The sequence below is a fragment of the Cnuibacter sp. UC19_7 genome (assembly GCF_042699995.1).
GTDB lineage: Bacteria > Actinomycetota > Actinomycetes > Actinomycetales > Microbacteriaceae > Cnuibacter.
Window position 1 is genome coordinate 1978751 of the sequence record NZ_CP170560.1, and the last position, 13407, is coordinate 1992157.

Annotated in this window: 14 protein-coding genes; 3 read left to right on the top strand and 11 right to left on the bottom strand. The window is 72.6% G+C overall.

Going from position 1 to position 13407, the window contains the following annotated elements; all coding sequences use genetic code 11:
* Nucleotides 1–96 precede the first annotated feature (96 nt).
* A complete protein-coding gene (locus tag ACFJGV_RS09325; RefSeq protein WP_378148564.1) occupies nt 97–1200 on the bottom strand; it encodes a hypothetical protein in 1104 nt (367 codons plus the stop codon).
* Between the two features lie 96 nt (nt 1201–1296).
* Entirely contained in the window at nt 1297–1758 is a 462-nt protein-coding gene (locus ACFJGV_RS09330; RefSeq protein ID WP_378148566.1) for a MarR family winged helix-turn-helix transcriptional regulator, read from the bottom strand.
* Between the two features lie 22 nt (nt 1759–1780).
* On the opposite strand from ACFJGV_RS09330, the gene ACFJGV_RS09335 reads away from it, so the two are divergent.
* Complete coding sequence (locus ACFJGV_RS09335; protein WP_378148568.1) at nt 1781–2044, top strand: hypothetical protein; 264 nt, start codon at nt 1781–1783, stop codon at nt 2042–2044.
* A 63-nt stretch (nt 2045–2107) separates the two neighbouring features.
* Here the strand turns inward: ACFJGV_RS09335 and ACFJGV_RS09340 are convergent, their stop codons facing one another.
* Nucleotides 2108–2680, bottom strand: a complete 573-nt coding sequence (locus tag ACFJGV_RS09340) for an NADPH-dependent FMN reductase (protein ID WP_378148570.1) — start codon at nt 2678–2680, stop codon at nt 2108–2110.
* A 128-nt stretch (nt 2681–2808) separates the two neighbouring features.
* On the opposite strand from ACFJGV_RS09340, the gene ACFJGV_RS09345 reads away from it, so the two are divergent.
* Complete coding sequence (locus ACFJGV_RS09345; RefSeq protein WP_378148571.1) at nt 2809–3027, top strand: multidrug transporter; 219 nt, start codon at nt 2809–2811, stop codon at nt 3025–3027.
* On the opposite strand, the gene ACFJGV_RS09350 is transcribed toward ACFJGV_RS09345, so the two are convergent.
* The gene (locus tag ACFJGV_RS09350) at nt 3009–3836 is read right to left on the bottom strand and encodes a glycosyltransferase family 2 protein (RefSeq protein WP_378148573.1); all 828 of its coding nucleotides are present in this window, start codon (nt 3834–3836) and stop codon (nt 3009–3011) included. The genes ACFJGV_RS09345 and ACFJGV_RS09350 overlap by 19 nt on opposite strands.
* Nucleotides 3833–5623: a thiamine pyrophosphate-requiring protein gene (locus ACFJGV_RS09355; RefSeq protein ID WP_378148575.1), complete on the bottom strand. Its 1791-nt coding sequence runs from the start codon at nt 5621–5623 to the stop codon at nt 3833–3835. Before ACFJGV_RS09355 ends, ACFJGV_RS09350 begins: the two co-directional genes overlap by 4 nt.
* A gap of 184 nt (nt 5624–5807) precedes the next feature.
* Here ACFJGV_RS09355 and ACFJGV_RS09360 point away from each other — a divergent pair, with 184 nt between their 5' ends.
* Nucleotides 5808–6422: a TetR/AcrR family transcriptional regulator gene (locus ACFJGV_RS09360; protein WP_378148577.1), complete on the top strand. Its 615-nt coding sequence runs from the start codon at nt 5808–5810 to the stop codon at nt 6420–6422.
* A 155-nt stretch (nt 6423–6577) separates the two neighbouring features.
* Here ACFJGV_RS09360 and ACFJGV_RS09365 read toward each other — a convergent pair whose 3' ends face one another.
* The 6 genes from ACFJGV_RS09365 to ACFJGV_RS09390 form a co-directional block, all read right to left on the bottom strand.
* Nucleotides 6578–7501, bottom strand: a complete 924-nt coding sequence (locus ACFJGV_RS09365; protein WP_378148579.1) for an AEC family transporter — start codon at nt 7499–7501, stop codon at nt 6578–6580.
* A gap of 12 nt (nt 7502–7513) precedes the next feature.
* Nucleotides 7514–9688 (bottom strand): acyltransferase family protein, encoded by a 2175-nt coding sequence (locus ACFJGV_RS09370; protein WP_378148581.1) that lies wholly within the window; start codon nt 9686–9688, stop codon nt 7514–7516.
* Between the two features lie 183 nt (nt 9689–9871).
* The gene (locus tag ACFJGV_RS09375) at nt 9872–11050 is read right to left on the bottom strand and encodes a sulfate/molybdate ABC transporter ATP-binding protein (protein WP_378148675.1); all 1179 of its coding nucleotides are present in this window, start codon (nt 11048–11050) and stop codon (nt 9872–9874) included.
* 32 nt (nt 11051–11082) lie between these two features.
* Nucleotides 11083–11883 carry an ABC transporter permease gene (locus ACFJGV_RS09380; protein WP_378148677.1) on the bottom strand — a complete coding sequence of 267 codons (801 nt, stop codon included), beginning with the start codon at nt 11881–11883 and terminating at the stop codon, nt 11083–11085.
* 223 nt (nt 11884–12106) lie between these two features.
* Nucleotides 12107–12925, bottom strand: coding sequence for a molybdate ABC transporter substrate-binding protein (gene modA / locus ACFJGV_RS09385; RefSeq protein WP_378148583.1), 819 nt, complete (start codon nt 12923–12925; stop codon nt 12107–12109).
* Nucleotides 12922–13329: a molybdopterin-binding protein gene (locus ACFJGV_RS09390; RefSeq protein ID WP_378148584.1), complete on the bottom strand. Its 408-nt coding sequence runs from the start codon at nt 13327–13329 to the stop codon at nt 12922–12924. The genes modA and ACFJGV_RS09390 overlap by 4 nt, the downstream gene beginning before the upstream one ends.
* Nucleotides 13330–13407: the final 78 nt, after the last annotated feature.

The window sequence follows — 13407 nt, forward strand, 5'->3', positions numbered from 1 at the left end:
TTTCGCTGCCTCTTTGGCGATTCGCGGGGTCACTGGGCACGCGAAACGTCAGAGAGGCAGCGAAACCGGATCGGACGAGGCGGGCGGGGGCTCGCGTCAGCGCATGCTGATCGCGATGCCCAGCACGACGGCGCCCACGGCCATCGCCGCGAGCACGAGGACGGTGCCCACGCCCCACGCCGTGCGGAGGCGACGCCCGGCCTCGGCGACCGTGGCGGAGTCGCGCGCGGCGTGGTCACCGGGCGTCGGGACCGCCTCACCGTGGGCGATCCGCTCATCGCGCCACCGTCCCCAGCGCTCGATCCGGTCGTCGAGGGCGTCGACCGCGGCGGCGAGCGCGAGCCAGCGGTCGGCTCGATCCGTCACCAGGTCGCGGATGCTGAGCAGCAGCATCCAGTCGTCGACGATCTCCACGTCGAGCCCGCGCACGTTCTCGACCAGGCGGGCCATCACATCCGGAGTGAAGAGGTACAGCGCGTCGCGCTCGTACCCTTCGGGGCAGTAGAGCTGGAAGTAGCGGTCGAAGTCGCCCTCGAGCGAGAGGCGCTGCGAGTCGCGTGGCACCCCGGAGAGGGTGAGGGGCCGCGCGGGCCCGTCCTCCGACTGCAGCAGGATGTTGGGCAGCGCGGTCGGCAGCCGCAGCGCGCAGTACCCGCCGAACTGCGGGGTGGTGACGCCAGACCTCTTGTTCATGATCTCGTAGTTCGCGAACTCGACCCCGCGGTCACCGGGCGTGCGGAGGACGCGGTGGACGTTGAGCGAGCCGCGGCGCCGGAGCGGCAGACGACGATGGGCCCCGGCCGGCCCCGGCCGGAACTCCATCCCGTTCGCCGCTGCGAAGCGCATGAGCCTGACGAGCACCCGCTTCCGCGGCCGGCGACGCCGCAGACGGAACCAGACCCAAGCGCACAGGACGCCGACTCCGATCGTCAGGCCGCCCAGCACGCTGATCACGAGCACGCTCATCAGCGCGTCGTCGCCGCCCTCCGAGATCTCGGAGGTGAGGGCCGTCGCGAACGCGAGGATGCCGAGGGGCAGCCCGAAGGTCGGGACCGCGAGGACGAAGCGGCGGAGGGCGCCCCCCACGTCGCGCGCATCCGGATGCTCGGCGAGCAGCTCACGCCACAGTCGACGCACGTCGCGGCGCCGCAGGCGGTCGGTGAGCGCGCTGGTGTCGAGCGGGGTGGGCAGTGCCTGCACGCGAACCGTCGCCTTCTCTTCCCGGGCCTTCGCGGCGGAACGCCTCGCGGGAGCGCGGGCGGAACCGGCCCTCCGGGGCTGGGCCGCGCCTCCAGGCTATCCGGGCAGCGGCGCGATGCGGTCGATGATCGAGGTGAGGCGCGACTGCAGCTCGACCAGCTCGTCGACGTCGACCCCGAGCGCCCGGATCACCTGCGGCGGCACCTCCTCCGCCCGGTCGCGCAGCTCACGTCCGGACTCGGTGAGGCGGACGGCGAGCTGCCGCTCATCCGTCGCGGAGCGCTCGCGGGTCACCAGGCCCGCCGCCTCGAGGCGCTTCACCAGGGGCGACAGCGTGGCGGGCTCGAGTCGCAGGGCGGCAGCGAGGTCGCCGAGCGAGCGCGGCTCACGCTCCCACAGCGCCAGCATCACGAGGTACTGCGGATGCGTGAGGCCCAGCGGATCGAGGATCGGCTTGTAGGCGCCGATCACCGTGCGCGAGGCGACGGCGAGGGCGAAGCAGAGCTGGCGGTCGAGCTTCAGGAGGTCGGATCCCACCGGAGTGGCCTCGGTCGTCATGATGCTTAGTATACTAATGGTTATGGCACGAAAGAAGACGTCGCGGGAGCCCAACCCGATGAACCCGTTCGACGGCAAGCCGGGGTTCATCAACCGGCTCAACCGCGTCGTCTTCACGTTCACCGGGCCTGCCCAGGTGGGCATCGGCCGCCCGGAGGCGCCCTACGTGCCGCCGGCCGATCCGACCTGCCCGATCTGCGGCATCCCGCTCGCGCAGCACGAGATCCAGCGCAACCAGGACTCGTCGACCCCGACCCGCCTCATCTGCCCGACGCCCACCCCCTGATCCGTCACTTTCGGCTAGTGCGGCGGCCTGTGACTAGCCGAAAGTGACGGATCGGGATACCGCTCAGGCGGCAGCGGGCGCGGCGGGCGCGGTGATCGCGCGCTGGAGGTCGGCGAGCACGGCGCGGAGCTGCGTGGTGACCTCCTCGTCCTCGCGGGGGTGCACGTCGACGAAGCGCGTCATCGAGCCGGGCACCGACATCCGGATGTCGTCGAGCACACGCGCACCCGCGATCCCGAAGGACTTGCGGGCCTCGTCGTGCGACCACACGCCGCCGAACTGCCCGAACGCGGCGCCGACGACGGCCACCGGCTTGCCCGAGATCGGGCTGGCGCCGAAGGGACGCGACGACCAGTCGATCGCGTTCTTGAGCACGGCCGGAATGGTGCCGTTGTGCTCCGGAGTGATGACCAGGACACCGTCGACCGCGGCGACGGCCTCGCGGAAGGCGCTCGCGGCGGCCGGGACACTGCCCTCGACGTCGATGTCCTCGTTGTAGAACGGGATGTCGGCCAGTCCGTCGAAGACGCGCAGCTCGAGCCCCTCGGGTGCGAGCTCGAGGGCGGCGTGCGCGATCTGACGGTTGGTCGAGCCGGAGCGGAGGCTTCCGACGAGGACGAGCACGGACGTGGACATGGGTTCTCCTTCGATCCTGGCGGCGCTCTGCCGCGGGACTGTCTCGGAGGGTTCAACCGGACCATGGTCCGCTTATTCCCCGGAGTCGGAAGATCGCCGACGCCGGACGATGGTGGGACGCTCGAAGCATGGACTCCGACACCGATACCGGCTCCGGCACCGACCCCGACTTCGAGCAGAAGCGCCACGACCAGCTCACCACCGCCCCGAAGGCGACCGAGGCCGACGCCGAGCCGCGCATCCGCGTCTCGGAGACCGACCACGGCACGAAGCGGATCGACTGGCGCGACGACGCCGACGTGTCGCCGAGCTCGGGTGACGACGCGGACTACCCGGCCGAGCGCTGAGCCGAGCCGGTCGCGAGTCGACCCGCTCCCGGTCCGAGCCGCGCCGCCGTGCGGCGAGCGCGCACGATCCGCCGCCAGCGCAGCCACGGCAGATCCGCCGGCCAGTGCACGAAGACCGTCGCGAAGCCCCGCCGGAAGCGGATCCGCAGCGCCGAGAGCGACCAGAGCGGCCGCTGCGAGATGCTCACGCGCAGTCGCCGCTCCCATCCGATGCGGTGGCGGATGCCGAGGTGGAACGACAGATCGAGGTCGTCGTGCAGCTCGGGGTCGAGATGGATGCGGTCCCGCACCTCCTGCCAGGCGCGGCGACGCAGCGCGAGGTTGGAGCCGAAGAGCGGGACGTGCCCGAGCGCGGGACCGAGGGTGACGCGATACGCCCCCAGGTAGAGCGCCGCGAGCACACCGCGGCCGAACATCGGGCCGTCGGAGAAGCGGGCGGGGCCCGTGAGGGCGTCGAGCTCGGGGCGCGCCGCGAACGTGGTGACGATGGTCTCGACCCAGCGCGCATCCGGGACGCTGTCGGCGTCGAGCCGACCGATCACGTCGAACCGCGCGGCGTCGTACCCCGTGCTCGTCGCGGCGGGGATGCCCGGGCGCGACTCGGCGAGCACGCGCACCCCGAAGCCGAGAGCGACCTCCGTCGACCCGTCGCTCGAGCCGTTGTCGACCACGACGATCTCATGTGGGAGCACCGTCTGCGCCGCCAGCGCCTGGAGGCAGCGCTCGAGCTCGTCGCGGTCGTCCTTCACGGGGATGACCACCGAGACGGTGGGCAGCGCCCGCGGACGCATCCTCGCGCGGGCCCTCATCGGCGCTCGTGCGAGGCGTACTCGTCGAGCAGACGAGCGGCCGCCGCACCGCTGTCGCCCTCGCGAGCCAGACCCGCGTGCATCGGGTCGAGCTTCTGCTCGCCCTGCGGGAAGGGCGGCAACAGCGGGACGTTCCGGTCGGTGACCATCTGGAGGACGGTGGGCCGGTCGGCCGCGAGCGCGTCGCGCCAGGCGCCATCGAGAGCGGTGGGGTCGTCGATCCGCACGCCGCGGAGGCCGAGCGACTCGGCGTAGCCGGCGAACGGGAACGCGGGCAGGTCCTGGCTCGCGGGGTAGCGCGGGGCCGACTCCATCTCCCGCTGCTCCCAGCTCACCTCCGCGAGATGGCCGTTGTCGAGCACGCACACCACGAAGCGCGGATCGGCCCACCGCGGCCACATCCGCGCAAGGGTGACGAGCTCGGAGTTGCCGAGCATCTGCATCCCGCCGTCACCGGCGAGGACGATCACCGGGCGGCTCGGCTCGGCCAGCTTCGCGGCGAGACCGTAGGGCACGCCGCATCCCATCGAGGCGAGGCGCCCCGACACGTGCGCCTCGACACCGCGGGGCAGGTGGAGCTGGCGGGCGTACCAGTAGACGACGCTGCCGACGTCGAGGGCGAGCAGCGCATCCGGAGTGAGGTGCGGGTCGAGCGCCGCGATCGCAGCCTCCGGGTTCACGGGATCGGCGGGGGTGGCCGCGCGGGTGCGAGCCACGTCGTGCCAGGCCGCCACCTCGCGCTCCACCGTGGCACGCCACGAGGACGGGCCGGCGTCTGCGTCCGCATCGATCTCAGGCAACCGGGCGAAGAGGGCGGCGAGGGTCTCTGCCGCGTCGCCGATCAGGCCGACGGACACGGGGTACCGGTTGCCGATCACCCGCCCGTCGATGTCGATCTGCACCGCGGCGGCTTGGCCGGGCGCGGGGTAGAACTCTGTCCAGGGATCGTCGCATCCGACGATGAGCAGCCCGTCGCACTCGGCGAGCAGCCGAGCGCTCGCCGTCGTTCCGAGGTGGCCCATGGTGCCGGCCGCGAACGGGAGCCGCTCGTCGACGTACGGCTTGCCGAGGAGGCTGGTCACGATGCCCGCGCCGAGGGCCGCCGCCATCGCGACGACCTCGTCCTGCGCACCGCGCGCCCCGCGGCCGACGAAGAGCAGCGGCCGTTCGGATGCGGTGAGCACCTCGACCGCGCGCGCCAGGTCGTCGACGTGCGGCACCACCCGGGGAGCGCTGTAGCCGACCGCGCTGTGCACGATGCCGTGCTCGTGGGGCAGCTCCGGCGCCTCCGCCTTCTGCACGTCGTGCGGCAGGATCACGACCGCGGGCGAGCGTGTGGCCAGCGCCGCGCGGAACGCCCGGTCGATCACGAGGGGCACCTGCTCGGGGGTCTGCACGGTCTGCAGGTACTCCGAGGCGACGTCGGCGAAGAGCCGCTCGAGGTTCACCTCCTGCATGTAGGCGGAGCCGAGGGTGCTGCGATCCTGCTGCCCGATGATCGCGACCACGGGGACGCCGTCGAGCTTCGCGTCGTAGAGGCCGTTGAGCAGGTGGATGGCGCCGGGGCCCTGGGTCGACGTCATCACGCCGATCCGCCCGCTGTACTTCGAGTGGCCGACCGCCATGAAGGCGGCGGCCTCCTCGTGCCTGGCCTGGATGAAGTCCAGCCCGTCGGTCGCGGCGATCGCCTCCACGAAGGCGTTGATGCCGTCGCCGCTGTACCCGAAGATCCGGTCGACTCCCCACTCGCCGAGCCTCTGCACGATCGCGTCGGACACCGTCGCCATGGGTCGCCTCTCTCCCGGCCGCGCCGTCCGCGACCTCTGCGTGAGCCTAGGAGCGGCCCGCCGAGCGACGAGGGGGTTGCCTCACCTCCGCGGGCATGCTCACCTCGGCGGGCGCGCGTCACCCTGCGGGGGCGCGCCTCACCCTCCGCGGGCGTGCCTCGGGGCCCCCTGGTACCCTGCGGGCATGGAGAAGCGGACCTCGCTCCCCCTGCAACGAGCGCAGGAGGCGACCCGTCCCGAGCGGTCGGATGCGGCGCGCAATCGCGAGAGCCTGCTCGAGACCGCGCGGCGGATCATCGCCGCCGGGGGGGTCGACGCGCTGACGATGGACCGGCTCGCCGCCGACTCCGGGCTCGGCAAGGGGACCGTGTTCCGCCGCTTCGAGTCGAAGGCGGGACTCTTCACGGCCCTGCTCGACTCGACCGAGAAGGAGTTCCAGCGCCGCTACATCTTCGGGCCGCCTCCTCTCGGGCCCGGGTCACCGCCGGTCGACAGGCTCGTCGCCTACGGGCGCGAGCGCATCCGCGTGTTCGACACGCAGAGCGACCTGCTGCGCGAGGCGGATGCGCCCCCTGCGGCCTTCGATCCTGGTGCCTCAGGCGCCGGCTCCGCGTCGGAGGCGCACATCGCGATGCTGCTGCGCCAGACCGGCGCCGACCTCGACGTGCCCGTCGTCGCCTTCATGCTGCTCGCCGCGCTCCGCGCCGTGATGGTGCTCCCCCGCGAGGCGCGGCAGCGAATCGGCGCGGCGCGCCTCGCGGACGGGTGGGAGTCCCTCGTCCGCTCCCTGCTCCCCTGACCCGTCGTCCCGAGTGGGGCAGGGAGCGCCTCCGGATGTGGCACTCGTGGCGACCTCGAGCGCGGGCAGGCCGCCACAACTGCCACATCCGCAGCGCCACGGGCGCCAACGGCGCACGCTCGATCCAGCGCACGCGCGCGACGCGGCCGGCGGGCTCAGTGGGCGAGGAGGATCGAGGCGAGGAGGAGGACCGGGACCGCAGCGATCGTCGTGACCAGCACCGTGTCGCGGGCGAGCACGACGCCCGTCTGGTAGCGAGCCGCGTAGTTGTAGATGTTCTGCGCCGTCGGCAGGGAGGCGAGCGCCACGACCGCGAACAGGTCCGGCCCCGAGAGACCCAGCAGCAGCGCCCCCGCGAGATATGCCACGAGCGGCATGACCAGTGATTTGAACGCCGATGCCACGATGACCGCTACGCGATCGGGCCCGGGCTGGAGCGGGCGCCGGCCCACCAACGACATCCCGAAGGCGAGCAGCACGAGCGGCACGGCCGATCCGCCGATGAGGGTGAGCGGCTGGAGGAGGATGTCGGGCACGGTCCACCCGAAGAGGCTCACCACCAGCCCGCTGAGCGAGGCGATGATGATCGGATTGCGCACGGGCTGCGTGAGCACCGAGCGCAGCGACACGTCGCCCCGGGAGGTGATGTCGAGGACGGTGAGGATGATCGGCGCCATCACGACCAGCTGCAGCAGGATGATCGGCACGACGAGGCTCGGCTGCCCGAGCACGTAGGTGGCGACCGGGAGCCCGATGTTGTTCGCGTTGACGTACGACGAGGCACCCGTGCCCACCACGGTGACACCCACCCCGCGGCGGAAGAACACGACCGACACCACCACGTACAGCGCGCCGGTCACCACCACCGCGATCACCGACGCGAGGAGTGCGGGCGAGAACACCTCCGACGGATGCGACCGGCTCACGACCGTGAACAGCAGCGCCGGCGTCGAGACGAAGAACGCGAGCCGGTTGAGCACCGGCAGCGCGTTGTCGGGCAGGACCCTGAGACGCGCGACACCGTATCCGACCCCGATGACGAGGCCGATGATGCCGAAACCGGTGAGGACTCCGAGCATGCCGCGGAGAGGCTAGCGCGCCACGGCCGCGGCCATCGCCGAGGTCAGGAAGGGCTGGAGCGTGAGCGCGAAGGTCTTCGTGAGATGGTCGGGGTCGCGGTACACGTTGGCCCCGCCGATCACCGCCTGGCAGGCGTCGCCGGTGCAGTAGGTGTCGCTGAAGTCGAGCAGCGTCACATCCGACCCCGACCCGGCGAGCGCCCGCGCCGCCGAGGCGACAGGGTCGAACGCCGCCAGGCCCTCGGAACGGGGCTCGACGCAGTCGGCGGCCGCCGAGGTGCGGAGGCACTTGTTCGGGTCGTCCTCCCAGGCCGGGTTGTCGACCACGGTGACGACCGGGGTGCCGGCCGCGAGCACCGGCGCCCAGGCCTGCTCGAAGCCGTGTTGGGCGGCGGCCTCGGCGGAGTCGGATCCCTCGATCGATCGGTCGACGAGGGCTGCGGTGAAGACGGCATCGAACGGAGCGTGCGCGGCGAGGTCGGCGGTGAGGGACTGCCGCCACGTGTCGCAGGAGCGGGTGAACGCGTCGTCGCCGGGCAGCGGGTCGGTCGACCACGCGCATCCGCCCTTGAGGTACGTGGTGAGGCGCCACCCGTTCTGCTCGGCCATCCGGATGAACGGGTCGATCAGCGCATACGCGTGGCTGTCGCCGATCAGCGCGATCTGCGGGGCGTTCGGATCGTCGACCGAGCCGAAGGTGCAGTCGCGGACCGTGGAGTCGTTGAGTGTCGAGAGGCAGTCGGAGTTCGACGGGCGGTCGGCGTTGCCGAAGCCCGGACTCGGCACGATCTGGTCGGCGAGCGCGGGGTTCTCGCAGCGCGGGTCGATCGCGGTGAGCCCGTTCGTCGGGCCGGAGGCCGCGCCGAAGCACTCGGGCGGATCCGCCACGGTCTGCTGCAGGGTCGCGGCCTCGGCGTCGTACTTCGGCTGCTGCACGGCCAGCGTCGTGCCGATGAACAGGCTCGACACCGCCATCGCGCCGACGACCCAGAGCATGGTGCGGCGGGGGCGCGCATCCGCCAGGTACCGCCAGCGGCGGGCGGGATCCTCCACGAAGCGCTTCGTCAGCCAGGCGAGCACGAAGCAGAACACGAACAGGGCGACCCGGTGCGCCGTGGAGAGACCCCAGAACGGCACGTACGGCGCGATGACGATGAGCGGCCAGTGCCAGAGGTAGAGGGAGTACGAGATGTCGCCGACGAAGGCCACCGGGCGGAAGCTCAGCACCCGCCCCGCGTCGTACCAGTGCTCGCGGTGGTGGCTGACGATGATCGCCGCCGTGCCGAGCACGGGGATCGCGGCCATGTAGCCCGGGAAGGGCGTCGCGGCGGTGAACAGCACCCCGCAGGCGAGCACGGTGACGATGCCCGCGTACCCGAGCAGGTTCGACAGCCACGCACGCGTCGGGCGCAGCCGCGGCAGCATCGCGAGCGCGGCACCCACCGCGAACTCCCACAGGCGGGTGAAGGTGACGAAGTAGGCGGGCGCCGGGTCGGATGCGGTGAACAGCACCGAGAACACGAAGCTCCCGACACCCACCACACCCAGCACGATGAACAGCGCCGGCCAGCGGCGGCGGTTCATGAACCGCATCCCGACGACGCTCGCGCCCAGCAGCAGGAGCGGCCAGAACAGGTAGAACTGCTCCTCCAGCGACAGCGACCAGTAGTGCTGCACCAGGCTCGCCTCGTTGCTCGCGGCGAGGTAGTCGACGGAGTTCAGCGCGAGCGCCCAGTTCTCGACGTAGAACGTCGACGCGAGGATCTCGCGCACGTTCTCGGTGAGGGCCGACAGCGGCATGATGAACAGAGTCGCGAGGCTCGAGAAGACGAGCACGAGCACCGCGGCCGGCAGGAGCCGGCGGGCGCGCTTGGCGTAGAAGCTCGGGAGGGCGATGCGGTCGGTGCGTTCCAACTGGCGGACGAGCTGCCCCGTGATGAGGAAGCCCGAGATCACGAAGAACACGTCGACGCCGATGTAGCCGCCCGTGAGGCGTCCGGGCCAGAAGTGGTAGACGACGACGAGCAGCACCGCGATCGCGCGCAGGCCCTGGATGTGCGGCATGAAGTGCGGCGAGCGCGGCTTCACCGCCGCGTCGGGGACCGCCTCGCGCGCCGCTGCCGCGTCCTCGGCGGCTCGCGCGTCGCGTCGGGTGCGGGGCGCGGAGCTCGGGTCGGGACTCGTCATGGCCCCCTCATGCTACCGGCGTCCCGCCGCCCGCCCTGGGAAGCACCCGCGCCCGCACTCATGCTCGCGGGTGGGTCGAGAGCACACGCGTGAGTGGGATCGAGTGCTCCGTTCTGACTGCATCCCAGCGTGGGTGGCGCGCGAACTGAGCACCGGATGCCCGCCGTCGGGTGTGACCTGCTGCTACGGGAGGGGGTAGGCGACGGCGGCGGCGGGGTCGTAGTGGAGGCGGATGCGCGCATCCGGGGTGAGGTCCAGGTCGGCCACGACGGTAGGGGCCAGGTCGACGAAGAGGAGGTCGGTGCGGACCCGCACCAGGTCGCCGCGAGGCTCCAGGTCGCGCACCACCGCATCCACGGGGCCCGGGCCGGGGCGGACGGCGGGGTCGGCGGCGGTCTCGACGCGGAGGGCCGCCGGCGGGATCGCGACGCCCACGGGCGCACCGAGCGCGACGACGGGTGCCGGGGTGAAGGGGAGACGGCGTCCGTCGGCCAGCACCACCGCATCCGCCGGGCCACCCGCGCGGGAGGCGGACGCGGTGCCCGTGACGAGGTTGAGGGAGGCGAGCTCGGCGGTGAAGGGGTCGGTGGGGTGCTCGAGGACCGTGCGGGTGGGGCCGTCGGCGCGGATGCGTCCGTCGGCGACGACGATCACGCGATCGGCGAGCACGAGGGCGTCGAGCACGTCGTGGGTGACGATGAGGGCGGTGCGGTCGGCCAGGACGTCGCGCAGCATCCGACGCAGAGTGGGCCGGACGTGGACGTCGAGCGCCGCCATCGGCTCGTCGAGCAGCAGCAGGCGGGGCTCGGACGCCAGGGCACGCGCGAGCGCGACGCGCTGCGCCTGCCCTCCGGACAGCTGTGCGGGACGGCGATCGGCGAGCGGGAGGGCGTCGACCTCCGCGAGCCACCGCTCCCCCGCCGCGCGAGCCGCGGCGCGCGACGCCCCGCGGCTGCGCGGCCCGAACTCGACGTTCTGCCGCGCGGTGAGGTGCGGGAAGAGCAGCGCCTCCTGCGCGAGGAGCGTCACGCCGCGCTCGTGGGGCGGGGTCCACGCGCGGCGGGCGGAGGCGCCGGGGGCCGAGTGCACCCGCGAAACGCGGTTCTCCGGCGACGACAGGCGCGGATCCTGGGTGTGCTCGGCCTCCTCGGCGCGGTCGGCGCCCGCGGCACCCGGGAGGTCGAACAGCACGTCATCTCCGAGGGCCGCCCGGCCGGACGTCGGGCGCACGAGCCCGGCGAGCAGACCCAGCAGGGTCGACTTGCCCGCGCCGTTCGGGCCGAGCACGGCGACCGTCTCCCCCGGGGCGATCGAGAGGGATGCGGTGAAGTCGCGGTCGGTGACGGTCGCCGTGAGGTCCAGTGCCGGCGCCGGACGCGCATCCGCGGGGGCGCTCACTCGACGTCACCGCCTCGCATCCGCCGGCTGACCCGCATCCGCGGCATCGTCCCGGCCTGCCCCGCGCTGTGCGCGATCGAGACCACCACGACCGCGACGACGACGAGCACGAGCGACAGGGCCACCGCCGCGTCGGGGTCGGTCTCGCGCTGGAGGTAGATCTCGAGCGGCAGGGTCCGGGTGACACCCTGGAGGCTGCCCGCGAACGTGAGCGTGGCGCCGAACTCGCCGAGCGCGCGGGCGAACGACAGCACCGCGCCCGAGACGAGCGCGGGGAGGGCCAGCGGCAGGGTGATGCGGCGGAGCACCGTCGTCGGGCGCGCGCCGAGGGTCGCGCCGATGGCCTCGTAGCGAGATCCCGCAGTGCGCAGGGCGCCCTCGAGGCTCAGCACGAGGAACGGGAGCGCCACGAAGGTCTGTGCGAGCACCACCGCCGTGGTCGAGAAGGCGATGTCGATGCCGAGCACCTGAAAGGCGCCGCCGAGGAGCCCCCTCCGCCCGAACGTGTAGAGCAGCGCGATGCCGCCCACCACGGGCGGCAGCACGAGCGGCAGCAGCACGAGCGCGCGCAGCATCTTCTGCCCCCAGAACGACGTGCGGGCGAGCACGAGCGCCATCGGCACCCCGAGCACGATGCAGAGCGCCGTCGCCGCGAGCGACGTGCGGAGGCTCAACCAGAGCGCGTCGAGTGATGACTGCGAGGTCACGAGCGGGATGAAGTGCGCCCAATCCACGCGCGCCACCATCGCCACGAGCGGCAGCAGCACGAAGGCCGCGCCCACCGCGGCGATCACCATCACCCACCGCGGCACCCCGGCGCCCGCGATGCCCGGGCCCCTCACGCGCACGTCCCGCCCCTGCCCCGAGCGCGTCCCGCACCCACCCCCGGCTTTGTCCAGGTTTCCGTCGCGAATCCGCCGAAAGGCGACGGAAACCTGGACAAACCCGCACCCCACGGGCGGACGGCGGCCCCACGCGCGGGGCGGGGCGCGGAGGGGCGGGGCACGGAGGGGCGCATGCTCAGGGGGCGCCGAAGCCCGCGGCGGCGAGGACGGTGCGGCCCTCCGCGCCCGCGATGAACTCGACGAAGGCGCGGGCCACGGCGGGGTTCGCCGACGCCGACACGGGCGCGATCGGGTACGTGTTGACGGCTCCGCTCGACTCGGGGAAGGGCACACCGTCGACCGCGTCGCCGGCCGCAGCGACGTCGGTGACGTACACGAGCCCCGCATCCGCCTCGCCCGACGAGACCTTGCCGAGCACGTCGGTCACCGACGACTCCTCGCTCACGGGCGAGAGGGTGACGCCGGTGGACTGCTCGATCGCCGCGGTGGCGGATCCGCACGGCACCTGCGGTGCGCAGATGACGACCTTCACGTCGGGCCGCGCCAGGTCGGAGAACGACGTCACCCCCGCAGGGTTGCCGGGGGGCACCGCGATCTCGAGCACGTTCGTGGCGAAGTCGACGGGGGCGGCGGAGTCGACGAGCCCCGCATCCGTCAGCTTCGCCATGTTCTTCGCGTCGGCCGAGGCGAAGACGTCGGCGGGGGCGCCCTCGGTGATCTGCGTCACCAGGTCGGAGGACCCGGCGAAGGTGAGCTCGACGGTCACGCCGGGATGCGCATCCTCGAAGCGCGACGCGAGGTCGGTGAACGTCTGCTTGAGCGACGCGGCGGCGAAGACCGTGATCGAACCCTCGAGAGCGGATGCGGACGAGTCGACGGATGCGGACGAGTCGGCGGAGGGCGAGCCCGAGCCGCCGGCCGCCGGGGTGCCCGTGCATCCGGCCAGCAGGAGCGCGGCCGCGCCCAGCGCGAGCGCTGCGAGGCGGCGCCTCACTCGGAGGCTCCGTGCGGCGTCTCGATCATCACCGTCGTCGCCTTGACCACCGCGACCGCCACCGAGCCGGGCTCGAGGCCCAGCTCGCGCACCGCCTCGCTCGACATCAGCGACACGACGCGGTGCGGACCGCACTGCAGCTCGACCTGCGCCATCACCGTGTCCATCGTCACCGCCGTGACCAATCCCACGAACCGGTTGCGGGCCGACCGCCCGACGTCCGACGGATCGGCGGGCAGCACAGAGTTCCTCCTCGCCAGCTCCGCGAGCTCGAGCCCGTCGACGACCGACCGGCCCGAGGCGTCCTTCGTGCTGCTCAGCAGCCCGCTGTCGACGTACCGGCGGACGGTGTCGTCGCTCACTCCGAGGAAGATCCCGGCGTCGCGAATCCGTATCTGCGCCACAAAGGGAAGTCTAGCTCCGCATGTGCGGATACGGCGGCCCGAAAGCCGACGCCCGCTCGGCGCGGATCACCGGATGTT

What these genes read in the sequence shown, in the direction of transcription:
- ACFJGV_RS09350 (WP_378148573.1), bottom strand. Translation starts at nt 3,836, where the DNA reads ATGAGGGCCCGCGCGAGGATGCGTCCGCGGGCGCTGCCCACCGTCTCG.
- ACFJGV_RS09340 (WP_378148570.1), bottom strand. Translation starts at nt 2,680, where the DNA reads ATGTCCACGTCCGTGCTCGTCCTCGTCGGAAGCCTCCGCTCCGGCTCG.
- ACFJGV_RS09365 (WP_378148579.1), bottom strand. Translation starts at nt 7,501, where the DNA reads ATGCTCGGAGTCCTCACCGGTTTCGGCATCATCGGCCTCGTCATCGGG.
- ACFJGV_RS09335 (WP_378148568.1), top strand. Translation starts at nt 1,781, where the DNA reads ATGGCACGAAAGAAGACGTCGCGGGAGCCCAACCCGATGAACCCGTTC.
- ACFJGV_RS09380 (WP_378148677.1), bottom strand. Translation starts at nt 11,883, where the DNA reads ATGGTGATCGCCGCGGTGGGCGCGGCCTTCGTGCTGCTGCCGCTCGTG.
- ACFJGV_RS09330 (WP_378148566.1), bottom strand. Translation starts at nt 1,758, where the DNA reads ATGACGACCGAGGCCACTCCGGTGGGATCCGACCTCCTGAAGCTCGAC.
- ACFJGV_RS09370 (WP_378148581.1), bottom strand. Translation starts at nt 9,688, where the DNA reads ATGACGAGTCCCGACCCGAGCTCCGCGCCCCGCACCCGACGCGACGCG.
- ACFJGV_RS09345 (WP_378148571.1), top strand. Translation starts at nt 2,809, where the DNA reads ATGGACTCCGACACCGATACCGGCTCCGGCACCGACCCCGACTTCGAG.
- ACFJGV_RS09360 (WP_378148577.1), top strand. Translation starts at nt 5,808, where the DNA reads ATGGAGAAGCGGACCTCGCTCCCCCTGCAACGAGCGCAGGAGGCGACC.
- ACFJGV_RS09355 (WP_378148575.1), bottom strand. Translation starts at nt 5,623, where the DNA reads ATGGCGACGGTGTCCGACGCGATCGTGCAGAGGCTCGGCGAGTGGGGA.